This window comes from Nocardia sp. CDC160 (assembly GCF_035818795.1).
In the GTDB taxonomy this organism is placed as follows: Bacteria; Actinomycetota; Actinomycetes; order Mycobacteriales; family Mycobacteriaceae; genus Nocardia.
The window spans coordinates 697,807-719,712 of record NZ_JAYKYT010000002.1 but is presented as its reverse complement, the minus strand read 5'-3'; the positions used below and the strand labels follow the sequence as shown (position 1 = coordinate 719,712).

The following is a 21,906-nucleotide window of genomic DNA, read 5'->3' as shown; positions in this document are numbered from 1 at the left end:
AATGTAGCAATGTCGGCCGCACCCGGCCCGGCGTCAGATATGCCCGTACGCGAGCAACTCGTATTGCGCCGAAACCCGTTGCCGCAGATCCTGAGACTGGTCGGCGGACACCTCGGCCATATACCGCTCGTAGGGCAGATAGCAGACGAATCGCGTCCCGAAGGAGTCATCGTCCCGGATCTGCAGGCAGCGCGCGGTGGGCAGGCCGGGCGGCGGATCGATCGGCTTGTACCGATCGGCCAACTCCTCGACGAACGCCCCGACGAGATGCTGCGCCGCCGCCGGGTCCTTGGCCCGATACAGCCCGCTCAGCGCGTGCGCCACCACATCCACTCCGGACTCGTCGAATGCGCGCTTGGTGGCGGCCGGGCGATCGTCGACACCGAGCGCGGCGTGCGCCGGATACAGCCCCTCGGTCGCCCAGATCTGCCCCTTGCCCGCGGGCAGGGTGCGGCCCAACAGCTCGTCGGGATCGCTGGCCAGCCCCGCGAGTTTGTCCACCGGCGTGGGCTGGAAGTCCTTCATCGAATCGACCGTGCGATCGAGCACCTTCCGTGTCGTGTCGAGCAGGAGCCCCGGCCCCTCCGGGACGGTCAGGTCATCGCTGGTGAACAGCCAGTACACGTAATTGTCCTGCGCGAAAAGGGTTTTCACCGACTCGGAGTAGGTGAGCAAGGACTTCGCCCCCGGATACCCCGCCACCGTCAGCGGCCCGTGGTCCGGATACTGCGGATCGTGCTCTCCCGCCAGGAAATCCACGGCCGCCGCGGCCTGCGCGGCCGTGGTGAACCGCATGACCGTCAGATCGACGCTCAACCCGAGCGTGTAATCCGACCGATGCCGTCCACCGGTCTCCCATCCCGCGATCAACCCCGGCGCGCGATCGTTGAACTTGTCGACACCCATCGGCGGGTAGTCGGCCGTGACCGCGTGCCCGCCTTGACCGTAGATCAACCGATCGTCGACCTCGACCGGCAGCGGCATGTGCTCGGCGATCCGAATCGACTCCTGAATCAGATCACCCACCGTGATATCGGTTGTCCGGTTGGCGATCTGGCGCGGTACCACCGGATAGTTGCCCGGATCCAGTTGGGAGACATCCACAACCGGCGCCTTCGACGCGGGCGTGACCGGCGGCCCGTGCCCGGTACCGCACGCCGCCAGCACGATTGCCAAGGCCGACACCAGAATTCGACTCGTACGCCGCATGGCCGCTACCCGCTCTTGGCCAACATCGAATACTGCGCCGCCACCCGCTGCGGGAACGACCCCGGCTCCGCGCCGCTGAACTCCGCCTGTGCCCCGATCACCGCGACATAGCGGCCGTAGACCACCGCGCACAGATACGTGGCCCGCCGCACCGGTTCGGGCTCGTCGAGCTGAATGCAGTGCGCGTCGGTGAGACCGGGCGGATTCGGGAACTCGTCGTCATCGCGGCCCGGTGTGGTCAGCGCCGCCTGTAATCCGAAGGCCGCGGCCAGATCCCGGGTGCGATACACGGTCGCGCCATTGCGGGCGACCAGATCCACCCCGGCCGCCGCGAACGCCTTGCGTGCCGCCGCACCGTCGCGTTCGAAGTGCAGGGCACCGGCGGCACTGTAGACCCCGCCCTGCCGGAACCCGAACAGATCGGAATCGGAGGAGTCGTACTTGTTCGGCAGTGTCATGCGCATGATGCCGTCCGGATCGGTAGGCAGATCCGGAATATCCTCCAGTGGAGTCGGTTTCAAGTCCGCCATCTTCGCCAGTTGCGCCCGCAGCATGGCCTGCAGCCGCTCGGCCAAGGCGGTCGCGTCGGCCTGCGGCATGACCGCGTGCCCGACGATCGCGTACACGCCGTGCGCCGCGAAGATCTGCCCCTTGTCATCCGAGATCGAGGAGGCGCGCGCCTCGAGCCCATCCGTCGGCAGCGCATGCAGCCCGGGCGCGGCCAGGGCGTCGGCGAAACCGTCCGCCGCCGCCTTCGCGGCCTGCTCGGAGGGGAATCGCATGATGGCGAGCGTGATGTGTTTGCGTGCCCGAACACTGTTGTTGTTGCGCCAGATGTACGCGCCCGCGATCAACCGGTTCCGTTGGGCGACCGGCTGCCAGTTCTTGGGGAACGGCGCGGCGAGCAGCCCCACCTCGTCACCGAAGTTGCCATCCGAGTCGTCCACGGTCCGGGCCCCGCCCAGATACGTGACGTCCGGGTCGATTTCGTCCGGACTCACCAAATAGCCCAGCATCCGCCGGGATTCGATTTCGTACACATCGCTGGCACCGCTGTAGAGCGGTTTGTAATCGGTCGGGGCCGACGGATAGGGCCCCACGGACAGCTGCGACCAGTCGGGCGCGGTCATCCCCGGCACCGGATGCCCCGGCACCGTGGACGTCGCCATCGCGATACCGCCCGCGAGCACCACGATCACCACCGCGAGCACCGGCAAACCGATTCGCCACCTGCGCAATCCGCGAATTCCCCGCATCGGCCTCACCTGCTTGTCACCAGCACGTACTGGGCCGAGGTCTTCTGGTACAGCACCGGCACATTGGCCGCCCCCACCTGCACGTTGTACCGATCCACATGAAAGGTGCACTGGTTGAACACCACCTGCCCGTTCCGCAGATCCGCGAAGCAGCCGATATCGCCCGGAAAACCCGGTGGCGGGTCGATGGTCCGGTGCGTGTCCGGGTTGTCGGTGGCCGGATTCCATTTGTCCCACAGGGCTTTCGCCGCCGTGCCGGTCCGGCTGTGGAATACCAGCGCGTCGCCGTACCCGACCAGATCGATATCGCCGATGGTGAGGAAGTCCAGGTCGTTGCCGTCGATGCTCTGCAGCGCGCCGCGGCCGGTGTAGACGCCGTCGGGGTCCGGTCGCAGCGGCTCTTCGGGATTGGTGGGCAGCGTGCGCCCGAGGATGCCGTCCGGATCCAGCGGCATGTGCTCGAACTTGTCGGCGGGCGTGGGCGTGAACTTGTCCAGCAGCGGCAGCGCCACGTCCAGCATGCGCTCGGTGCGCGCGATCAGATCCGCGGAATCCGGTGCGGCGGCGAGCTCGTCGACGATCTTGATGAAGACGACGTAGCGATCGTGCACCGTCCACGAGCCGATCGATGCCACGCTCGGTCGCCAATGCGCCTTGCTGTCCGGGTATTTCGGCAGGCTCAGCGGCCGATTGTCGGTGTTGTAGGTGAAGTCGTCGTGTTCGAGGGTCGGCCCCACCGCGGTGGCGCGCCCGGCGTCGGGCAGCTCCAGCACCGCGATGCTGAGCTTGCGGTGCTTCTCGTCATTGTCCGAACCGGTGCACCAGGTATCGACCCAGCCGCCGCGCAGATCGTGCGCCACATCGTCGAAGGTGTCGTTGATGAGGATGTCGCCCAGGCCCTTGTGATTGATCACCAGATGCGGCCGGACATCATTGGCGCACTCGTAGGTGTAGTCGGTGTCCGCCTCGAAGGGCAGCGCCACGTAATCGGAGAGCCGCTGCGACTCGCGCACCCGGGATTGCTTGTCGTTCTTGGCGTTTCCCACCACCCGCGGCACCGTCTGATAGTTGCCGACCTGCAGACTCGACGGATCGGTCGGCACGCGCACGGCCGTGCCCGACACGGTGGTGGTGCAGGCGGACACGGCGGCGAGCACGAGCGCGATGACCGCGATCACCGACGCGCGCGACACCAAAACTCTCAACGTCCCCCTCCTCGCGCCGGATTTTACCGCCGCCCAACACTTCTCGCGCAGTTTCCGAATCGATCACGCGATCGCCCCTGTGGTCTCGGACACGATCGCGCGGCGATCCGGACGCGGGGACGTCTCGGGCGCGCGCCCCGCGCCCGCCGGGCCGCGCGCCCGGTCTGCTTAGCAAGTCGGCGAATTCCGTGGTCGGAGCTCCGCACGCCGCACCGGCAGGCATGTATCACGGTGATTAACACAAATTCGCAGCCGCCGCGCCGGGTCTGTGAAGATTGCACCGAACGGGACTTCGATGCCCGAACCGTATCCACGGGCAGGTACCTTCTACGCATGTTCTCCAAAGTCCTGGTCGCCAACCGCGGCGAGATCGCCATTCGCGCCTTCCGCGCGGCCTACGAACTCGGCATCGGAACCGTGGCGGTCTTTCCGTACGAGGACCGCAATTCCGTGCACCGGCTCAAGGCCGACGAGGCCTATCAGATCGGCGAGCCCGGTCACCCCGTGCGGGCGTACCTGTCGATCGAGGAGATCATCAAGGCCGCCAAGACCGCGGGCGCGGACGCCATCTACCCCGGCTACGGCTTCCTGTCGGAGAACCCGGACCTGGCCGCCGCCTGCGCGCGGGAGGGCATCACCTTCATCGGCCCGTCCGCGCACGTCCTCGAACTGACCGGTAACAAGGCCCGCGCGATCGCCGCCGCCAAGGCCGCCGGACTGCCGGTGCTGCGCTCGAGCGAACCGTCCGCCGATGTGGACGTGCTCATGGCGGCCGCGGAGGATATGGAGTTCCCGCTGTTCGTCAAGGCCGTCGCCGGTGGCGGCGGACGCGGCATGCGGCGGGTATCGGACCCGGCCCAGCTGCGCGAGTCCATCGAGGCCGCCGCGCGCGAGGCCGAATCCGCCTTCGGCGACGCCACGGTGTTCCTGGAGCAGGCGGTGGTCAATCCCCGCCACATCGAGGTGCAGATCCTCGCCGACCAGCAGGGCAATGTCATCCACCTGTTCGAGCGCGACTGCTCGCTGCAGCGCCGCCACCAGAAGGTGATCGAGCTCGCGCCCGCGCCGAACCTGGATCCCGCACTGCGCGAACGCATTTGCGCCGACGCCGTGGCCTTCGCCAAGCAGATCGGCTACTCCTGCGCGGGCACCGTGGAATTCCTGCTCGACGAGCGCGGCAATCACGTGTTCATCGAGATGAATCCGCGAATCCAGGTGGAGCACACGGTGACCGAGGAGATCACCGATGTCGACCTGGTGCAGTCGCAGCTGCGCATCGCGGCGGGGGAAAGCCTCGCGGATCTGGGACTGAGCCAGGACGCCATCCGCATTCGCGGCGCGGCGCTGCAGTGCCGCATCACCACCGAGGACCCGGCCAATGGCTTCCGGCCCGACACCGGCCGCATCACCGGCTACCGCTCGCCCGGCGGCGCGGGCGTGCGCCTGGACGGCGGCGCGAATGTCGGCGCGGAGGTCGGGGCCTACTTCGACTCCATGCTGGTCAAGCTCACCTGCCGCGGACGTGATTTCGCCACCGCCGTGGCCCGCGCCCGGCGCGCGGTCGCCGAATTCCGCATTCGCGGCGTGACGACCAATATCCCGTTCCTGCTCGCGGTGCTCGACGATCCGGACTTCCGCGCGGGCAAGGTCACCACCTCGTTCATCGACGAGCGGCCGCAGCTACTCACGCTGAAGAGCTCGGCCGACCGCGGCACCAAGATCCTGCAGTACCTGGCCGACGTCACCGTGAACAAGCCGCACGGCACGCGGCCGACCAAGGTGTACCCGCACGACAAGCTGCCCGCCATCGACCTGACCGTCCCGCCGCCGCCCGGCACCCGGCAGAAACTGCTCGAGCTCGGGCCGGAGGGGTTCGCGCGATGGCTGCGCGACCGCGAGGGCGTCGCGGTCACCGACACCACCTTCCGCGACGCGCACCAGTCGCTGCTGGCTACCCGCGTGCGCACCAACGGCCTGCTCGATGTGGCCGGGCATGTGGCGCGGTTGACCCCGGAGCTGCTGTCCATCGAATGCTGGGGCGGCGCGACCTACGACGTGGCGCTGCGGTTCCTCTACGAGGACCCGTGGGAGCGCCTCGCCGCGCTGCGCGAGGCGATTCCGAACATCAACCTGCAGATGCTGCTGCGCGGCCGCAATACCGTCGGCTACACCCCGTACCCCGAAAAGGTCACGCGCGCCTTCGTGTCCGAGGCCACCGCCACCGGCATCGACATCTTCCGCATCTTCGACGCGCTCAACAATGTCGACCAGATGCGACCGGCCATCGACGCCGTCCGCGAAACCGGCACGGCCCTGGCCGAAGTCGCGCTGTCCTACACCGGCGACCTGTCCAACCCGAACGAGAACCTCTACACCCTCGACTACTACCTCAAGCTCGCCGAGGAGATCGTCGACGCCGGTGCGCACGTCATCGGCATCAAGGACATGGCCGGACTGCTGCGCGCACCCGCCGCGCACACCCTGGTCAGCGCGCTGCGGCGGGAGTTCGACCTGCCCGTGCACGTGCACACCCACGACACCCCGGGCGGTCAGCTGGCCACCTACCTCGCCGCCTGGCAGGCCGGGGCCGACGCCGTCGACGGCGCGTCGGCGCCCATGGCGGGCACCACCTCGCAGCCCGCCCTGTCGGCCATTGTCGCGGCGGCGGCGAACTCGCCCTACGACACCGGGTTGAATCTGCAGAATGTCTGCGACCTCGAGCCGTACTGGGAGGCGCTGCGAAAGGTGTACGCGCCGTTCGAATCCGGGCTGCCGGGGCCGACGGGGCGCGTGTATCACCACGAGATCCCGGGCGGTCAGCTGTCGAACCTGCGGCAGCAGGCCATCGCGCTGGGGCTCGGCGATCAGTTCGAGCAGGTCGAGGCCAAATACGCGGCGGCGGACCGGCTCCTGGGGCGTCTGGTGAAGGTCACTCCGTCCTCGAAGGTGGTCGGCGATCTGGCGCTGGCGCTGGTCGGCAGCGGTGTCGACGTCGAGGACTTCGCCAATGATCCCGGCCGCTACGACATTCCGGATTCCGTGATCGGCTTCCTGCGTGGGGAACTCGGCACCCCGGCGGGCGGCTGGCCCGAACCGTTCCGCAGCCGGGCGCTGGCCGGGCGCGGACCGGCCAAGCCGGAGACCCTGCTGACCGCCGCCGACGAGGCCGGTCTGAACGGCACCTCCGCCGAACGCCGGGCGACGTTGAACCGGCTGCTGTTCCCCGGCCCGACCGCCGAATTCCTCGCGCACCGTGAGAAGTTCGGCGACACCACCGGGCTCTCGGCCAACCAGTTCTTCTACGGCCTGCGCCACGACGAGGAACACCGCGTCCAGCTGGACAAGGGCGTCACCCTGCTCATCGGCCTGGAAGCCATCTCCGAGCCCGACGAGCGCGGCATGCGCACGGTCATGTGCATCCTCAACGGGCAGCTGCGCCCGATCACGGTGCGCGACCGGTCCATCGCCAGCGAGATCCCGGCCGCGGAGAAGGCCGACAAGACCAATGCCGGGCACATCGCGGCACCGTTCGCCGGTGTGGTGACATTGGCCGTCTCCGAAGGCGATTCGGTGTCCGCGGGCGACACCATCGGCACCATCGAAGCCATGAAGATGGAGGCGGCGATTACCGCCCCGCGCGCCGGGACGGTGCGCCGCGTGGCCATCGCCAAGGTGCAGCAGGTCGAGGGCGGCGACCTGCTCGTCGAGGTCAACCTCAACGAGGCCGCCGCCGAATGACCCGCATCGTGGCAGGTACCGCCGGGGGACGCCGTCTACGCGTGCCCCCGGCGGGCACCCGTCCCACCTCGGATCGGGTGCGCGAGGCGCTGTTCTCACTGCTGCACGCCCGCATGGATTTCGACGGACTGCACGTCCTGGATCTCTACGCGGGCTCGGGCGCGCTGGCGCTGGAAGCGTTGTCGCGCGGTGCGTCTCACGCCCTGCTGGTCGAATCCGACCGCAAGGCCGCCGCGATCATTCGCGGCAATATCGGGGACCTCGGGCTGCCGGGGGCGGAACTGCGGCAGAACAGCGTGAGCAGCGTGCTGACCGGAACCCCGCCCGAGCGCTACGACCTGGTCTTCTCCGACCCGCCCTACGCCCTGGAAGTCGCCGAGGTGGAAGCGGATCTGCGTGCCCTCGCCGAGAATGGTTGGTTGCACGAGGACGCCTTGATCGTCGTCGAACGCTCCACCCGCTCACCCGAAATCACCTGGCCCAAGGGCTATTCGCACCTGAAGTCCCGCGACTACGGCGAAACCCGCATCGACCTGGCCGAATTCGAGGGCTGAAAGCGGCGATGCCCGCCGTGCACCGCACGACGGGCATCGCTCGCAAGCGTCGAAAACCTCAGCTCTCGAACAGGTCCCGCAGAGACCTCGCCGAATTCGATGCCTGATGCGGGAATCCGGACTTTTCCTTCGCAGTTTCAGTCCGAACCGGTGAGCGGTAACGAAGACATTGGTAAGACGCTGACTCGCAGGACGGGAGGGGCACGATGCGTCGGGCATACAAATTCCTGCTTCGCCCCACTCGCAGGCAGGCCCAGGCGTTAGCGGCAATGCTGGCCGATCACTGCTCGCTCTACAACGGCGCGTTGCAGGAACGTCGCGAGGCCTACCGGCACTCGTCAAAGACGACTGTGCGGTATAACGAACAGTCCGCGCAGTTGAAGGAAATCCGAGCGTTCGATCCGGATCGGCAGGGCCGCTGGTCGTTTTCGTCGCAGCAAGCCACCCTCCGTCGCCTCGACCGAGCGATGCAGGACTTCTTCCGGCGGATAAAGATTGGTGCGGCACCTGGATATCCGAGATTCAAAGGCGTCGGAAGTTTCGACACCGTTGAGTTTCCTAGGGATGGCGATGGCTGTAGGTGGGACTCCACGCCGTCTGAGCCGACTACTCGCGTCCGGTTCCAAGGAGTGGGGCACGTCCGGGTGCACCGGCATCGTCCGGTATCGGGTCGAGTGAAGACCGTCTCGGTGAAGCGGGAAGGGCAACGTTGGTATGCCATCCTGTCCTGTGACGACGTTCCTGTCGACCGACTGCCGGAGACCGGGAAGAGCGTCGGTATCGATATGGGTGCCGTGCATTTCCTCACCACCTCCGCAGGCACGCACGTAGCCAATCCCCGATACCTCGCACAATCTGCGGACAGAATCGCGGAGGCGCAGCGCAACTTGGCGCTGTTCCCACGAAGGCCGAAGGCCAAGCGCAGTAGGAGGCATCGCGCTGCGGCGGCCAAGGTCGCCGCGCTGCACCGAAAGGTCGGGCGGCAGCGTCGAGACCACGCTCATAAAACTGCGTTGGATCTCGTCCGGAAATATGACGTAATCGCCTTCGAGCGCTTGAACATTGCGGCCATGTCCCGCGCTCCGAAATCCAGACCTGGTGCCGACGGTGCATACGAGCCGAACGGTGCGCGAGTCAAGGCCGCATTGAACCGATCGATTCTGGATGCGGGTTGGCGGAACTTCCTGACGATCTTGGTGGGCAAGGCTGAAAGCGCCGGTCGCCGTACGATCGAAGTGGATGCCCGCAATACCTCTCGCGCGTGCCCGGCTTGCGAGTATGTGTCAGCGGGCAATCGTGCTACGCAAGCGGAATTCATCTGCCTGCGTTGCGGGTTTGCCGGTCACGCTGACCATGTAGCCGCACGTAACATAGCTGACAGGGCCGGGCTGGTCCTTCCTGCCGCGAGATAGCGGCACGAGAAGCTCCCGCTACTTCGGCTGGGGCGGAGTCACCATTACGTAGAAGATGTCGCACACAGGCCCAGCCGGTATATGACGGCTGAAATGGCCGCCGCGGGTGGGTGGCGGTGACGGGACCGCCATGGGGTAGCGTTCGGCCATGGCTGGAGCACTGTGCCCAGGGTCGTTCGACCCGGTGACCAATGGACATGTCGATGTGATCACCCGTGCCGCCGAGCAATTCGACGAGGTGGTCGTGACGGTCGTGGTGAATCCCAACAAGCAGGGCATGTTCACCGTCGAGGAGCGCATGGAGCTGATCCGCGAGGTGACCGCCCACCTGCCCAATGTCCGGGTGGAGTCCTGGCGCGGCCTCACCGTCGACTTCGCCAAACAGCAGGGCCTGACCGCCATGGTCAAGGGCGTGCGCGACGTCAACGACTTCAGCTACGAACTCCAGATGGCCCAGATGAACCGCAAGATCGCGGGCGTCGACACCTACTTCATCGCCACCAACCCCGCCTACAGCTACGTCTCCAGCTCCCTGGTCAAGGAGGTCGCCTCCTACGGCGGCGACGTCTCCGACCTCCTCCCCCCGACGGTCCACAAACGCCTCCTCGCCCGCATCGCCGAACGCAAGAACTGACAGCGCCGACGGCCGGACCCGCTGGGACGCAACCCCTTACGCCCCAGCGGTTGTCGCTCCGAACCTGACTGCCGCGGGGCGGCAGGGCGGGGTCATAGGGTGCGAATGGCCAGTTGGCGTGGGGCCGGTGTTGGGGCGGGCTCGATACGGGCGTCGGGTGGGCGGCGCTGGGTGGCCAGGGCTGTTCGCAGGTGGCGGGCGGGGGTACCTCGGACCAGGTCGTCCCAGGTCCACCGGACGACCTCGAAACCCAGGGCGCGCAGGTAGATTTCGCGGGCGCGTTCGCGGTGGGCGAGGGTCGCGTGGTCTTGGCCGGGGCGGAGGAGGCGACCGTATTCGGTGGGGCCGTCGAATACGCAGAGGAGACCGGCGGATTCGTAGTAGAAGTCGGCGCGGGTCACGAAGCGGCCGTCGGGGGTGAAGACATTGCCCTGCGATCGGGGGAGTGGCAGACCGTGTCGGTGAATCATGCTGCGGCTCAGGGATTCACCGATGCTTCGACTGCGTCCGTCGAGCACGGTCAGCACCTCTTTCGCCTGATTGATCCCGTAGCGCCCCTTGGCCCGCGCCAGTTCCTCGGCGAGCTGGTCCGCGGTGAGGCCGAACCTTCCCACCAACGCATCGCCCGCCACCACGGCCGCCTCGAACGGCAGCGCCAACGCCAGATCCACCACCGTCCGCGCCGGAGTGGTGACCAGCAGCCCGTCCAGCTCGACGACCGAATCCACCGGCGACCCATGAATTTTCGCGAACGGCCTGACCCGCCCACCCCCGCGCCGGTTCCGCGTGACACACACCCGCTCCAACGGCACATGCCACAGCGTGGTCCCGTACACCACCGCCGCCGACTGATGACTCACCACGGTCCCCGCCGCCATCTCCGCCACCACCGCCTCGATCATCCGCCGATGCCGCTCCCGCCTCCCGAGCGCACTCTCGACCGCCTGCCCGCATCCCCCGCGAGGCCCTGATCCAACCGGAGCGCCCTCGTTTCCGGGCCGCACGCCGCACCCCTCGAGCAGCGCCCGCCGCGATTCCCCTGCCGCGCAATGCCTTCTATCGCGTCCGTGGCCTCCCAGGACTCTGCGGCCTGTAGATGTAGGCGCGACCTGTCCCGCCTCTGTGGTGACTCCCTCACCCCTGGCCGCTGCCGCGCTCATCGGCCCTCCTGGCGGGGCGGGCGGATGGGGCGGTGGCGGACGCACGACTCGCACACTCGTCCGGGTGGGCGTTGGGGTCGCGGGGTGGCCGAATCTCGTCGTCCGCCAAGGCATCCGCGCCAACGGTTCATGTCGAACCCCTCTCGTCGATCGGATGCTTACTTGGACGGCAGCAGGCCGATCGAGGTTCCCGCGCCACGCGGGAAAGGCGGGATTGCCGCGAACTTTGGAGACCGTGGACTCAGAAGACCCAGAGGCGCAGGGTGAGGAAGCGCATGGTGCCGACGGCGGCGGTAATGGCCAGTACGGCAATGGCTTCGGAGATGTCGCCGAGGCCGGGTGCGGTCACCTCGAGGATGGCCAGGCCGCCGGAGGTGATGGCCAGACCGGCCAGCGCCAGCGCGCCGCCCTCCAATTGGGCTGTGTACCAGCGGACTCGGTCGGTGGCGTGGAAGGTGAGGCGACGGTGCATCTCATTGGCCAGGGCGGTGCTGACAATCGATCCGGCCAGGTTGGCCAGTTGCGGGCCGCCACCGTAGAGCGCCAGGAACAACAGGATGTAGCCGACATTGCTGAGCCCGCCGACCAGAGCGAACCGAATCAGCTGGGGGAGCGCCTTTTCGCCGCGCAGCCAGGTGCCGAGTTGCCCCAGCCACCGCGCCCAGGCCGCGTAGAGGGTCTGCGTGCCGTAGGCATAGGTGCTCACCAGCCCGGGCACGGGCATGGTGACCCGATCCGGGATCTCGTGGACAGCCATTGTCTTCCCCATCCGAACACGGTGGTGTCGGCCCGCTCTCACCGGCCGACACCTGCTTGCCCAATAAAGGTAACACGAAGTGGAGTGGCTCCCTCCACTTGTTTTTGTGGTCTGTGAGACAGTCCATGTTTCGGAAAACCCGCGACACGCCGTGTCGGACCTTGTTGACAGCGCGGAGATTGGCAGACTGGCGGAAGCGGAGAGTCTCGCCGTGAGTCCTGGCAGGAGAGTGGGGTAACGCATGTACCGGGTATTCGAAGCGCTCGACGAACTGGTGGCCATCATCGAAGAGGCCCGCGGCATCCCGCCGACCCGCAACTGCATCGTGCCGCGCGGCGAGGTCCTCGAGCTGCTCGACGACGTCCGCGAGGCCTTGCCCGGCGAGCTCGACGACGCCCAGGACGTGCTCGACCACCGCGACGAGATCGTCACCGACGCCCGCACCGGCGCCGACACCACCATCCGGACCGCGAACGAGCAAGCGCACCACACGGTTACCTCCGCCCGCGACGAGGCCGACCGCATCCTCGCCGACGCCAAGGCGCACGCCGACCGCATGGTCGCCGAGGCCCGCGCCCACGCCGAGCGCCTGGTCGCCTCGGCGGAGGAGGAGGCCGAGCGCACCGTCGCAGACGGGCAGAAGGAATACGACGCCCTCACCAGCCGTGCCCGCGCCGAGGCCGATCGCCTGGCCGACGCCGGTCAGGCCTCCTACGACCGCTCGGTCGCCGAGGGCAAGGCCGAACAGGAGCGCCTGGTGTCCCAGACCGAGGTGGTCCGCGCCGCCCACGCCGAATCCGCCCGGCTCATCGACAGCGCGCAGGCCGACGCCGACCGGCTGCGTCAGGAATGCGACGACTACGTCGACGGCAAGCTCGCCGACTTCGAGGAGACGCTCTCCAGCACCCTGCGCATTGTCGGCCGCGGCCGCCACCAGGTTCGTTCTGGTACGTCCGTCCCGGACTACGCCGCCGAATTCCGCCGCTGACTTCTCGATCGAAAAGCCCCGCACGGTCCGGTTTGGGCCGCATGCGGGGCTTTCGGTATTGTTGTGTGGTTGCCCATTCCGCACCGAGCGTGAGGTGAAGTCCCCGAATGTCCGCCGATTCCGGTCCCGAGTCGCGTCCTCGACGTCAGCAGACGCCGAAAGACGGTGGCTTCGTGCTGGATACGCGCAGTCTGGGACGCAAGCCCGGCTCGATGAAGCAGTTGCATCGCACCGTCACCACCGAGGAACGAATCGGCCTGGAAATGGTCGGGATTCCGGTCGGCGCGCAGGTCGAGTTGGATCTCACCCTGCAGTCGGTCTCCGAGGGCGTGCTGGTGACCGGAACGGTCGACGCACCCATCGAGGGTGAATGCTCGCGCTGCCTGGAACCGTTCACCGACGAGATCCAGCTGCAGCTCACCGAGCTGTTCGCCTACCCGGACAGCGCCACCGAGCAGACCACCGAGGAAGACGAGATCCACCGCCTGATCGACGACATGCTCGATCTGGAACCGGTGATCATCGACGCCGTCGGTCTGGAGCTCCCGCTGCAGCCGCTGTGCGAGCCGGATTGCGCCGGTTTGTGCCCGGAATGCGGGGTCAGGATGGCGATTGCGGGTTCGGAGCATGGTCATGAGATACTTGACCCTCGCTGGGCCGGACTCGCCAAGTTCAACGCTGAGTCCACCGATACGGATACTGCTTCTTTCGAGGCAGACACTGTGTCGGACCCATCAACCGATTCCACCCTCGCGGCGCACAACGGTGCCGTGAGTAAGAAGACAGAGGAGAGCTAGTCGTGGCCGTTCCGAAGCGCCGGATGTCCCGTGCCAACACCCACGCGCGTCGCAGCCAGTGGAAGGCCACCGCGCCGACCCTGATCACCTGCCCGAACCGCGCCTGCGGCCAGAAGACCCTGCCGCACATCGCGTGCCCGAGCTGCGGCACCTACAAGGGCCGTCAGGTCACCTCCGCGATCTGATTCGCGTTCAGCGACCGTGACCGCCAGCAAGGATGCGGCGGATATTCCCGCCGTAGGTGATGCAGCAGACCATGCCAGCCTGCTCGAGGCACTCGGCGTGGACGTACAACCGGAGCTTTTGCGCCTAGCGTTGACGCACCGGTCGTACGCCTACGAGAACGGTGGCCTGCCGACCAACGAGCGCCTGGAGTTTCTCGGCGATTCGGTGCTCGGCCTGAGCATTACCGAGCGCCTCTACCTGGAGCACCCGGACAAGTCCGAGGGCGAACTGGCGAAGCTGCGCGCGAGTGTGGTCAACATGCACGCGCTGGCCGAAGTCGCCCGCGGTCTCGGTGAGGGCGGTCTCGGCCGCCATCTCCTGCTCGGTAAGGGCGAGGAGCTCACCGGCGGCCGGGACAAGCCGAGCATCCTGGCCGACGGCATGGAATCGCTGCTCGGTGCCGTGCATCTACAGCACGGCATCGGTGTGGCACGCACCGTCGTGCTGCGGCTGTTCGCCGAACTGCTCGAGCGCGGTCCCCGCATGGGGGCCGGGCTCGACTGGAAGACCAGCCTGCAGGAGCTGACCGCCGAGCGCGGCATCGGCGTGCCCAGTTACGAGATCACCTCCACCGGACCCGACCACGACAAGGAGTTCACCGCCACCGCGGTGATCGGCGGGAAGGGTTACGGCCAGGGGGTGGGCCGCTCCAAGAAGGAAGCGGAGCAGAAGGCCGCGGGCGCGGCCTACAAGGCGTTGCACGCCGAGAACGCGCCCGAGGGTTCGGACGGCTCGAAGAGCTAGATGCCCGAACTTCCCGAGGTCGAAGTCGTCCGGCGCGGGCTCGCCGAGCATGTGGTGGGCCGCGTCCTCGACCGGGTGACCGTCAAACATCCCCGTTCGGTGCGCCGCCATGAGCTCGGCGGGGACGATCTCGCCGCCCGCCTGGCTGGTCTGCGCGTCGAGGGCGTGCAGCGGCGGGGCAAATTCCTGTGGCTCACCTTCGATGAGCCCGACACCTCGCTCGTCGTGCATCTCGGCATGTCCGGGCAGATGCTAGTGCAGCCCGCGACCGCGCCGCTGGAGAAGCACGCGCACATCGTGGCCGCCCTCGATGACGGCAACGAACTGCGGTTCGTGGATCAGCGCACGTTCGGCGGCTGGATGCTCTCGGATCTGGTCGAGGTGGACGGGACCTGGGTGCCCGAGGCCGCGGCGCACATCGCGCGCGATCCCCTCGACCCGCTCTTCGACGCCGACGCCGTGGTGAAGACGTTGCGGGGCAAGCACTCCGAGATCAAACGGCTATTGCTCGATCAGACCGTGGTGTCCGGCGTCGGCAATATCTATGCCGATGAAGCCTTGTGGCGGGCCAAGATTCACGGTGAGCGGCCCGGAGCCAAGCTGACCCGGCCCGCGCTGCACAACCTGCTCGTGGAGACCCAGAACGTCATGGGCGAGGCGTTGCAGGTCGGCGGGACCTCCTTCGATGCACTGTATGTGAACGTGAACGGTGAGTCCGGGTACTTCGAGCGGTCGCTCAATGCCTACGGGCGCGAGGACGAGCCCTGCCGTCGCTGTGGCGCGATCATGCGGCGGGAGAAGTTCATGAACCGTTCGTCTTTCTCCTGCCCGCGTTGTCAGCCTCGACCGCGCGGCTGAGACCAGCGGGTTTTCTTCGATTTCCGGCCAATCGGTCGTGATCGACCCTCCCTATCGGAGCCATTCAGGCGCTACCTTTTCACTAGCGGCATGTGTTGTGCCGCCTGGAGGAAACAGATGCGCAAACTGACTTACTACGTCGCGGCCACCATCGACGGATTCATCGCCACCGATGACGGTTCGGTCGACTTCTTCCCGGTCGGGGGTGACCACGGGCCCGCGATCATCGCGCAGTATCCCGAGACCCTGCCGACCAAGGTTCGTCAGGTGCTCGGCGTCGACAAACCCTGCCAGAACTTCGACACCGTGATCATGGGGCGCAAGACCCACGACTTCGGCGTCCGCACCGGCACTTCCAGCCCGTACGCGCACCTGCGCCAGTACGTGGTGTCCACCACGCTGCCGGAGAATCCGGCCCCCGATGTGGAATTGATCTCCGAGAACGCGCTGGAGCGGGTCCGAGAACTCAAGCGCGAGAAGGGACTCGGCATCTGGCTGTGCGGCGGCGGCGAACTCGCCCAGACCCTCATGCCCGAGATCGACCAGGTCTTCCTCAAGCTCTACCCGATCGTCCTCGGCCACGGCCGACCCCTCTTCGGCTCGGGCTCGCACCTGCCCGAACCGTCCCGGTTCCGCGTGATCACCAGCCGCGTCTTCGAAGACGGCGTCGCCTTCATCAAGTACGGCCGCATTCGCTAGAGGATCGCGACCGCCACGACCAGGCCGATGGCGAGGTGTCCGGCCGAGACCACCACGGATTCGATGCTGAACTCCGGGTTCTTCAGCACCGCGCCGATGCTGATGCCGAGCACGAATTCCAGGGCGCGGACGGCGATCACCTGCGCGGCGATGCCGACCAGTCCGTAGACGGCGGTGGCGATCAGGCCCTCGGTCAGCTTGCCCGCCTGGGCGTAGATGGCCAGCACCACGATGAACGCGGTGCTGAGCATGGCCGCGGCACTGATGATCACGGCATTGGGCAGGCCGCGGGCCACCATGGAGCGCAGCGGGCCGGGCGTGGTCCAGTCCACGACCTGGAAACCGATGAGCAGCAGGGCCAGGCCGAGCACGGCGTAGAGCACGATCGCGCCCACGCCCCGGCCGAGGGAGTGCCAGTACCCTGCTTCGAGCGCGAGTGCGGTGGTCATCGGTGCTCCTCCGGGTCGTGAATCAGGGCGGTCTACTGAGGTATTCGGTGCGGGACGAAGGTGGAGCTGTCATCGGTGATGAGGCCGACGGTTTCCCGGATGCCCAGGCCCGCCGAGGTGTCGCCCACGATCCAAGCACCCAGCACCGGTCGCATGCCGTCGAATTCGGGGAGCGGGTCCAGCAATTGGTAGACGTAGCCCTCGTCGCCGTAGACGCCGCCGGTGGCGGTCTCCAAGCCCGCGCCGACAATGGTCATGTTCGCGCCCTCGCGGCCGAGCTTGGGCTTCTTGATGTACTCGGTGAGTTCGTGCGGGTCGTCGAGGTAGGCGGGGAGCAGGTTGGGGTGGCCCGGGTACATCTCCCACAGCACGGCCAGGATGGCCTTGTTGGACAGCAGGGTCTTCCAGAGCGGTTCGATCCACATGGTTTCCGGGAGCGATTCGACCACGCGCTTGCCGAAGTCGTCGTCGAGGGCCCATTCCCACGGGTAGAGCTTGAAGATGGCCTCGATGGGCGCCTCGGCCAGATCCACGAAACGCTCCAGCTCCGAATCGAATCCGACCTCCTCGATGGGGAGGGCGACGGTGTCGAAACCGGCCTCGGCGGCGGTCTCCTGCATGTAGGCGGTGGTGACATTGTCCTCACCGGAGCCGTCCGCGCTGGACCAGCTGAAGTGCAGCTGGCTGCCGGGCAGGCGCTCGCGCATCTCGCCCCAGCGCTCGACGAGCTTCTCGTGCAGGGAATTCCACTGGTCGTCGTCGGGATGGGTGTCGGTGAGCCAGTGCCACTGCACGATTGCCGCCTCCAGCAGGGAGGTGGGCGTATCGGCGTTGTACTCCAACAGCTTTGCCGGGGCCTTGCCGTCGTAGCGCAGGTCGAAGCGGCCGTAGATGTGCGGGTCGGAGCGGTGCCAGGACTTGGTGATGTGCTCCCAACTCCACTGCGGCAGACCGAAATCCGCGAAACGCTCGGTCAGCACCACCTGTTCCACGGCGTGCAGGCACATGGAGTGCAGCACCTCGACCTGCGCCTCCATGGCCAGGATCTCGTCCATGTCGAACTCGTAGTGCACCGATTCGTCCCAGTACGGGCGGGGTTGACCGTTCGCGTACTGCCCCGGCGAGCCGTACACCAGCCCCTGACCCTCGATGATTCGCTGCCAGCCCGGCCGCGGGGCGCTGCGCACTCGCCGCACTAAGAACCACCCTTCCCATGCACCTTCGCGCCGAGACCGCCGCGCTGAATCGTGGTGCCGCTCTTGGTTTTCACCGTCGCCCCGCTGGGCGGGGTGGTGCTGCCGCCGTACGGTGCGTGCCCGATGGTGCCGGTGCCGCCGTAGTAGTAGCGGTAGGAATGCCCCGCCAGAAAGAAGAACCCCGGATTGATCCCGCTGTTGCCGTGATCCTCCGCGTCCGAACAGTAGTTGTCCGGAACGGTGATCTCCTGATTGTCCTGAGTGGCCGTCACGGTCTGCCCATTGCCGATCGGCACCACCTCACCGTTCTTGGCCACCACGGTGCAATAGGCGGTCACCTCCGGCCCATTCCACGCCTCCGCGACCAGATACCCACCCCCCACCAACGCCGCGATCCCCACCACGGCCGCCCCACCGATGAGCACCCGCTTCTTCTTGCGCCGCTTGGCTTCCGCCGCCTCGGCCTCCGCCCGCGCCTGCTCCTCCGCCCGCTTCCGAGCCTTCTCCCGAGCCCGCGCCTCCGCCACCGTCGGCGGCCGAGGCTGCGTAACCCCGGCCTCCTGCGTAGTCATGCTGCCCCGCCGCGGCGGCACCGCGATCGCAGGCAACGGCGGCGCCTCCGGCTCCAACGACGGCACCGGCAGATCGAACGTCGGCGGAGTACTCACCCCGACCTCCGGCTCCCCGTAAGGCCCCGCCCCGCCGTGGAATTCACCGGCCAGCGGATGCGGCCCGGGTTGCTCGCCGCCCGCGCCCGCCTCGAAATTCGCGGGCAGCGGCAGCGTCGGCTGGGGCCCGCCCGGCTGCTCACCGGAACCGCCCGCGCTGAAATCGGATTCGCTCGGCAGCGCGAGCGTCGGCTCATGGCCGCCGGGGTGGCCCGGCGAACTGCTGCCTGCGGCTGCCGCCTCGTCCGGGTTCGGGGTCACGGGGTAGCGCTCGAGCCCCGGGTGGTCGGTGTCGTCCTCCGGGTACGGGGGCAGCGGGTGATGCTCGGGGACCGGCTGGGTGGGATCGATTCGGGCGGAATCGGATTCGGCGGGGTGGGCGGGGTCGGGGTGGTTGTGGTCCGGGGGTTCCGGATCACGGGGGCGGTCTGTGGGCATTGGTCGACTCCGTGGGCTCGCCGCTCGCTAGCGTTCTTCGAATCCTGTCATGCCGCCCTGGGCGGTATTCCAGTCTTCCACCACCAGGTTTACCCGGCCCGGTGTAGTACCGGAACGTAGCAGGTCGAGGAGGGTTTCGCAGCGATCGCGGGGACCTTCGGCGACGACGTGTACGCGGCCGTCGCGGTGATTGCGGGCGTAGCCGGTCAGGCCCAGTTCCAGGGCGCGCGAGCGCGTCCACCAGCGGAATCCGACGCCCTGGACGAAACCGTGCACCCAGGCGCTGAGTCGGACCGGGTCATTGCTCATTCGTCGACGCGGAAGGTGAGGTTCACGGTGGTGCCCGCCTTGAGGGTGCGGCCTACGGTGCACACCTTGTCGATGGCGCGCTGCGCGGCGACCAGCAGGCGCTCGCGGGATTCGGCGTCGAGTTCGCTGAGGTCCAGCTCGACTTCCTCGGTCAGCTCGGGGTAGACCTCGTTCTCGCGGTCGGCGTCGCCGGAGACGTGCACGGTGGCGTCGAAGGTGTCGCCGAGGCGGCGCGAGAGGGTGAAGTCGGCGCTGAGCCCGGTGCAGCCCGCGAGCGCGATCTTCAGCAGCTCACCCGGGGTGAACGCGCCCGGCACGCCCGCGGATGCGATGAGCACCTCGCCGCCGCGGTTGTTGCGGCCGGTGTAGGCGCGGGTGCCGGTGCGTTCGGCCCACAGCTTGACCGGCTCGGCGGACAGGTCGGCGGCGGTCTGCGATGCGGCGGTCTGATCGGACATAGGGACAATCCTCCCATTGAGTCACCCGGGACAACCATCTGGTTGCCGCTCGTTCGGAACATCGGGACCGTCAGCGGAATTCCGCCACCAGTTCGGGCGTCACGTCCTTCAGGCTCTCGGCGACGGCCGCCGCGAGCGCGATGGCGTCGGCGGCGGGCGGATATTTCGGGTGCGGGACCGCGATCACCGTCATGCCCGCCGCGGCCGCCGCGCGCAGACCATTGCTGGAATCCTCGATCGCCACGCAGCGGGCCGGATCGATGCCGAGCCGGGCCGCGGCCTCGAGATAGCCGTCGGGCGCGGGCTTGCCGCGCTCGACCTCCTCGGTGGACACCGTCGCGGCGAACAGGTCGGTGACGCCCATGTGGTCGAGCACCACATCGATGAGCCGACGCGGCGAGGAGCTCGCGAGCCCGAGCGTGTAGTCGGCCCCCAGCCGTCGCACGGTCTCAACCGCGTTCGGCATGAGCGGCAGGTGGTCGCTGTAGCGCGCGGCCATGCGCGAGATCACATCCTCGGCCACCTGCTCGGGTGTGCGGCGGCCGTCGAGCAGATCCTTGCTCGTGTACTCCGACCATTCGGCGGTGCTCATGCCCATGAACCGGTCCTGGGTGTCGGGCAGCCAGCGCCCGCCCAGTTCGTCGATGTAGGCGCGGCGCACCTCCTCCCAGATGGGTTCGGTGTCGATGAGCACGCCATCCATGTCGAACACGATCGCCGCAACAGCCATGGGCTCCATCGTGGTTCATCCGGGCTCGCGCACTCGATCTGGGGTGCGTCCACTGACTGGGATCGCGCCCGCGAACCGCACCGCCGGTCGCCGCTCGGGGTTAGCGTCCGAAGCGAGAGACGCAGACCTGCAAGTGAATACCGAGGTGGGCCGTGGGTACGATGACCGACATCTACGATCCCGAGCTGTATGTCGCCGGGCCGATCCATGAGATCTTCGCCGAATTGCGGCGCACCGATCCCGTGCATTGGCAGGACATGCCGGGGGAGCCTGGGTACTGGGCGGTGCTCAAGCACGCGGATGTGGCTCATGTGGCCCGCAATCCGCGGCTGTTCTCCGCCGAGCGCGAGGGCGTGATCCTGGAGAATCTGCCGCCCGAGCGCCTCGAGCAGACCCGCAACATGCTGTTGATGATGGACCCGCCGCGGCACACCGAATACCGCAAGCCGCTGGCCGAGCATTTCAAGGCGCGGGTGGTTGGCGAGCTGGAGGACCGGATCCGGGAGCTGACCCGCGCCCTGCTCGAAAGCGTCGACGGCGACGTGGAATTCGTGCACGACGTGGCGGGCGTGCTGCCCAGCCAGGTGATCGGCGGACTGTTCGGGATTCCGGAGGCGGACTGGCCGAGCATCCGGCGCTGGGCCGAACAGTCCACCAGCCAACAGGATCCGGAGCTGGTCGGGGATTTCGACGTGACGGCCGAGCTCACCAATATGGCCATCTACGCCATCCAGTTCGCCATGGCGCGCCGGGCCCAGGAGCCGCAGCAGGACCTCACCTCGCTCATTCTGGCGGGCGCGTTCGGCGGAAAACCCATGTCGGACTTGGAGTTCGGCAGCTTCTTCACCCAGCTGGTGACGGCAGGCAACGACACCACCAAGACCATGCTGTCCTCGGGTCTGCAACTGCTGCTGCGACACCCGGATCAGCTGGCGGCCCTGCGCCGGGACCCGTCCTTGATTCCCGGTGCGGTGGAGGAGATTCTGCGCGTCGCCAATCCGATCCACTACTTCCGCCGCACCGCCACCGCCGACACCGAACTCCGCGGCGTCCCGATCAAGGCGGGCGACAAGGTGGCCATGTGGTACACCTCCGCCAACCGCGACGAGGACGTCTTCGCCGACCCGCAGACCTTCGACATCCGGCGCAACCCCAATCCGCACCTGTCGTTCGGCCTGGCGCAGCACTTCTGCCTGGGCGTGCACCTGGCGCGACTGGAGGGCCGCGTGTTCTTCGAGGAACTGCTGGCCCGCTTCCCGCGCATCGAGCAGACCGGCGACGCCCGCCGCATCCGTTCGAATCTCAACAACGGCCTCAAATCCCTGCCGCTGCGCCTGACCCGCTGACCAGCGGCCAATGTTCGCGGCCCGATCACCGCCGCGACGCCCGCCCGTTACCCGCGCCCGCAACCCTTTCCGGAAT

The 21,906-nt window shown here is 67.6% G+C and carries 22 protein-coding genes; 11 read left to right on the top strand and 11 right to left on the bottom strand.

Annotated features, from left to right (window positions below):
* Positions 1 to 33: 33 nt before the first annotated feature.
* The 3 genes from VMT40_RS10750 to VMT40_RS10740 are packed head-to-tail and all read right to left on the bottom strand — an operon-like array spanning position 34 to position 3,670.
* Positions 34 to 1,209, bottom strand: coding sequence for a DUF7373 family lipoprotein (locus VMT40_RS10750; protein WP_326357831.1), 1,176 nt, complete (start codon positions 1,207 to 1,209; stop codon positions 34 to 36).
* Between the two features lie 5 nt (positions 1,210 to 1,214).
* Complete coding sequence (locus tag VMT40_RS10745) at positions 1,215 to 2,465, bottom strand: DUF7373 family lipoprotein (protein WP_326357830.1); 1,251 nt, start codon at positions 2,463 to 2,465, stop codon at positions 1,215 to 1,217.
* Positions 2,466 to 2,470: 5 nt separating this feature from the next.
* Positions 2,471 to 3,670 (bottom strand): DUF7373 family lipoprotein, encoded by a 1,200-nt coding sequence (locus VMT40_RS10740; RefSeq protein ID WP_326357829.1) that lies wholly within the window; start codon positions 3,668 to 3,670, stop codon positions 2,471 to 2,473.
* A gap of 333 nt (positions 3,671 to 4,003) precedes the next feature.
* On the opposite strand from VMT40_RS10740, the gene VMT40_RS10735 reads away from it, so the two are divergent.
* The 4 genes from VMT40_RS10735 to coaD all read left to right on the top strand — a co-directional run bounded on the left by VMT40_RS10735 (position 4,004) and on the right by coaD (position 10,008).
* On the top strand, positions 4,004 to 7,408 hold the full coding sequence (locus VMT40_RS10735) for a pyruvate carboxylase (RefSeq protein ID WP_326357828.1): 3,405 nt from the start codon (positions 4,004 to 4,006) through the stop codon (positions 7,406 to 7,408).
* Positions 7,405 to 7,962, top strand: a complete 558-nt coding sequence (gene rsmD, locus VMT40_RS10730; RefSeq protein WP_326357827.1) for a 16S rRNA (guanine(966)-N(2))-methyltransferase RsmD — start codon at positions 7,405 to 7,407, stop codon at positions 7,960 to 7,962. The genes VMT40_RS10735 and rsmD overlap by 4 nt, the downstream gene beginning before the upstream one ends.
* A 206-nt stretch (positions 7,963 to 8,168) precedes the next feature.
* Complete coding sequence (locus tag VMT40_RS10725) at positions 8,169 to 9,374, top strand: RNA-guided endonuclease InsQ/TnpB family protein (RefSeq protein WP_326357826.1); 1,206 nt, start codon at positions 8,169 to 8,171, stop codon at positions 9,372 to 9,374.
* 148 nt (positions 9,375 to 9,522) lie between these two features.
* Positions 9,523 to 10,008 (top strand): pantetheine-phosphate adenylyltransferase, encoded by a 486-nt coding sequence (coaD, locus tag VMT40_RS10720; protein ID WP_326357825.1) that lies wholly within the window; start codon positions 9,523 to 9,525, stop codon positions 10,006 to 10,008.
* 92 nt (positions 10,009 to 10,100) lie between these two features.
* On the opposite strand, the gene VMT40_RS10715 is transcribed toward coaD, so the two are convergent.
* On the bottom strand, positions 10,101 to 10,910 hold the full coding sequence (locus tag VMT40_RS10715; protein WP_326357824.1) for a hypothetical protein: 810 nt from the start codon (positions 10,908 to 10,910) through the stop codon (positions 10,101 to 10,103).
* A 499-nt stretch (positions 10,911 to 11,409) separates the two neighbouring features.
* Complete coding sequence (locus tag VMT40_RS10710) at positions 11,410 to 11,937, bottom strand: GtrA family protein (RefSeq protein ID WP_326357823.1); 528 nt, start codon at positions 11,935 to 11,937, stop codon at positions 11,410 to 11,412.
* Positions 11,938 to 12,166: 229 nt separating this feature from the next.
* On the opposite strand from VMT40_RS10710, the gene VMT40_RS10705 reads away from it, so the two are divergent.
* The 6 genes from VMT40_RS10705 (at position 12,167) to VMT40_RS10680 (ending at position 16,236) form a co-directional block, all read left to right on the top strand.
* Positions 12,167 to 12,913 carry a DivIVA domain-containing protein gene (locus VMT40_RS10705; protein ID WP_326357822.1) on the top strand — a complete coding sequence of 249 codons (747 nt, stop codon included), beginning with the start codon at positions 12,167 to 12,169 and terminating at the stop codon, positions 12,911 to 12,913.
* Between the two features lie 107 nt (positions 12,914 to 13,020).
* Complete coding sequence (locus VMT40_RS10700; protein WP_326357821.1) at positions 13,021 to 13,710, top strand: YceD family protein; 690 nt, start codon at positions 13,021 to 13,023, stop codon at positions 13,708 to 13,710.
* 2 nt (positions 13,711 to 13,712) lie between these two features.
* Positions 13,713 to 13,895 carry a 50S ribosomal protein L32 gene (gene rpmF / locus VMT40_RS10695; protein WP_120737450.1) on the top strand — a complete coding sequence of 61 codons (183 nt, stop codon included), beginning with the start codon at positions 13,713 to 13,715 and terminating at the stop codon, positions 13,893 to 13,895.
* Positions 13,896 to 13,911: 16 nt separating this feature from the next.
* Positions 13,912 to 14,679, top strand: coding sequence for a ribonuclease III (gene rnc / locus VMT40_RS10690; RefSeq protein WP_326357820.1), 768 nt, complete (start codon positions 13,912 to 13,914; stop codon positions 14,677 to 14,679).
* Positions 14,680 to 15,537 (top strand): bifunctional DNA-formamidopyrimidine glycosylase/DNA-(apurinic or apyrimidinic site) lyase, encoded by an 858-nt coding sequence (gene mutM / locus VMT40_RS10685; RefSeq protein WP_326357819.1) that lies wholly within the window; start codon positions 14,680 to 14,682, stop codon positions 15,535 to 15,537.
* A 117-nt stretch (positions 15,538 to 15,654) separates the two neighbouring features.
* Positions 15,655 to 16,236 (top strand): dihydrofolate reductase family protein, encoded by a 582-nt coding sequence (locus VMT40_RS10680; RefSeq protein ID WP_326357818.1) that lies wholly within the window; start codon positions 15,655 to 15,657, stop codon positions 16,234 to 16,236.
* Here the strand turns inward: VMT40_RS10680 and VMT40_RS10675 are convergent.
* The 6 genes from VMT40_RS10675 to VMT40_RS10650 all read right to left on the bottom strand — a co-directional run bounded on the left by VMT40_RS10675 (position 16,233) and on the right by VMT40_RS10650 (position 20,484).
* Positions 16,233 to 16,685, bottom strand: a complete 453-nt coding sequence (locus tag VMT40_RS10675; RefSeq protein ID WP_326357817.1) for a DUF350 domain-containing protein — start codon at positions 16,683 to 16,685, stop codon at positions 16,233 to 16,235. The genes VMT40_RS10680 and VMT40_RS10675 overlap by 4 nt on opposite strands.
* A 32-nt stretch (positions 16,686 to 16,717) precedes the next feature.
* Complete coding sequence (locus VMT40_RS10670) at positions 16,718 to 17,881, bottom strand: glutathionylspermidine synthase family protein (protein ID WP_326357816.1); 1,164 nt, start codon at positions 17,879 to 17,881, stop codon at positions 16,718 to 16,720.
* Positions 17,881 to 18,987, bottom strand: a complete 1,107-nt coding sequence (locus VMT40_RS10665) for a hypothetical protein (RefSeq protein ID WP_326357815.1) — start codon at positions 18,985 to 18,987, stop codon at positions 17,881 to 17,883. Before VMT40_RS10665 ends, VMT40_RS10670 begins: the two co-directional genes overlap by 1 nt.
* A 27-nt stretch (positions 18,988 to 19,014) precedes the next feature.
* Complete coding sequence (locus tag VMT40_RS10660) at positions 19,015 to 19,296, bottom strand: acylphosphatase (protein WP_326357814.1); 282 nt, start codon at positions 19,294 to 19,296, stop codon at positions 19,015 to 19,017.
* Positions 19,293 to 19,754 (bottom strand): OsmC family protein, encoded by a 462-nt coding sequence (locus tag VMT40_RS10655; RefSeq protein ID WP_326357813.1) that lies wholly within the window; start codon positions 19,752 to 19,754, stop codon positions 19,293 to 19,295. The genes VMT40_RS10660 and VMT40_RS10655 overlap by 4 nt, the downstream gene beginning before the upstream one ends.
* A gap of 70 nt (positions 19,755 to 19,824) precedes the next feature.
* The gene (locus VMT40_RS10650; RefSeq protein ID WP_326357812.1) at positions 19,825 to 20,484 is read right to left on the bottom strand and encodes an HAD family hydrolase; all 660 of its coding nucleotides are present in this window, start codon (positions 20,482 to 20,484) and stop codon (positions 19,825 to 19,827) included.
* A 161-nt stretch (positions 20,485 to 20,645) separates the two neighbouring features.
* Here VMT40_RS10650 and VMT40_RS10645 point away from each other — a divergent pair, with 161 nt between their 5' ends.
* Entirely contained in the window at positions 20,646 to 21,830 is a 1,185-nt protein-coding gene (locus VMT40_RS10645) for a cytochrome P450 (protein ID WP_326357811.1), read from the top strand.
* Positions 21,831 to 21,906 lie beyond the last annotated feature (76 nt).

What these genes read in the sequence shown, in the direction of transcription:
- VMT40_RS10750 (WP_326357831.1), bottom strand. Translation starts at nt 1,209, where the DNA reads ATGCGGCGTACGAGTCGAATTCTGGTGTCGGCCTTGGCAATCGTGCTG.
- VMT40_RS10745 (WP_326357830.1), bottom strand. Translation starts at nt 2,465, where the DNA reads ATGCGGGGAATTCGCGGATTGCGCAGGTGGCGAATCGGTTTGCCGGTG.
- VMT40_RS10735 (WP_326357828.1), top strand. Translation starts at nt 4,004, where the DNA reads ATGTTCTCCAAAGTCCTGGTCGCCAACCGCGGCGAGATCGCCATTCGC.
- rsmD (WP_326357827.1), top strand. Translation starts at nt 7,405, where the DNA reads ATGACCCGCATCGTGGCAGGTACCGCCGGGGGACGCCGTCTACGCGTG.
- VMT40_RS10725 (WP_326357826.1), top strand. Translation starts at nt 8,169, where the DNA reads ATGCGTCGGGCATACAAATTCCTGCTTCGCCCCACTCGCAGGCAGGCC.
- coaD (WP_326357825.1), top strand. Translation starts at nt 9,523, where the DNA reads ATGGCTGGAGCACTGTGCCCAGGGTCGTTCGACCCGGTGACCAATGGA.
- VMT40_RS10715 (WP_326357824.1), bottom strand. Translation starts at nt 10,910, where the DNA reads ATGATCGAGGCGGTGGTGGCGGAGATGGCGGCGGGGACCGTGGTGAGT.
- VMT40_RS10710 (WP_326357823.1), bottom strand. Translation starts at nt 11,937, where the DNA reads ATGGGGAAGACAATGGCTGTCCACGAGATCCCGGATCGGGTCACCATG.
- VMT40_RS10705 (WP_326357822.1), top strand. Translation starts at nt 12,167, where the DNA reads ATGTACCGGGTATTCGAAGCGCTCGACGAACTGGTGGCCATCATCGAA.
- VMT40_RS10700 (WP_326357821.1), top strand. Translation starts at nt 13,021, where the DNA reads ATGTCCGCCGATTCCGGTCCCGAGTCGCGTCCTCGACGTCAGCAGACG.
- mutM (WP_326357819.1), top strand. Translation starts at nt 14,680, where the DNA reads ATGCCCGAACTTCCCGAGGTCGAAGTCGTCCGGCGCGGGCTCGCCGAG.
- VMT40_RS10680 (WP_326357818.1), top strand. Translation starts at nt 15,655, where the DNA reads ATGCGCAAACTGACTTACTACGTCGCGGCCACCATCGACGGATTCATC.
- VMT40_RS10675 (WP_326357817.1), bottom strand. Translation starts at nt 16,685, where the DNA reads ATGACCACCGCACTCGCGCTCGAAGCAGGGTACTGGCACTCCCTCGGC.
- VMT40_RS10665 (WP_326357815.1), bottom strand. Translation starts at nt 18,987, where the DNA reads ATGCCCACAGACCGCCCCCGTGATCCGGAACCCCCGGACCACAACCAC.
- VMT40_RS10660 (WP_326357814.1), bottom strand. Translation starts at nt 19,296, where the DNA reads ATGAGCAATGACCCGGTCCGACTCAGCGCCTGGGTGCACGGTTTCGTC.
- VMT40_RS10655 (WP_326357813.1), bottom strand. Translation starts at nt 19,754, where the DNA reads ATGTCCGATCAGACCGCCGCATCGCAGACCGCCGCCGACCTGTCCGCC.
- VMT40_RS10650 (WP_326357812.1), bottom strand. Translation starts at nt 20,484, where the DNA reads ATGGCTGTTGCGGCGATCGTGTTCGACATGGATGGCGTGCTCATCGAC.
- VMT40_RS10645 (WP_326357811.1), top strand. Translation starts at nt 20,646, where the DNA reads ATGACCGACATCTACGATCCCGAGCTGTATGTCGCCGGGCCGATCCAT.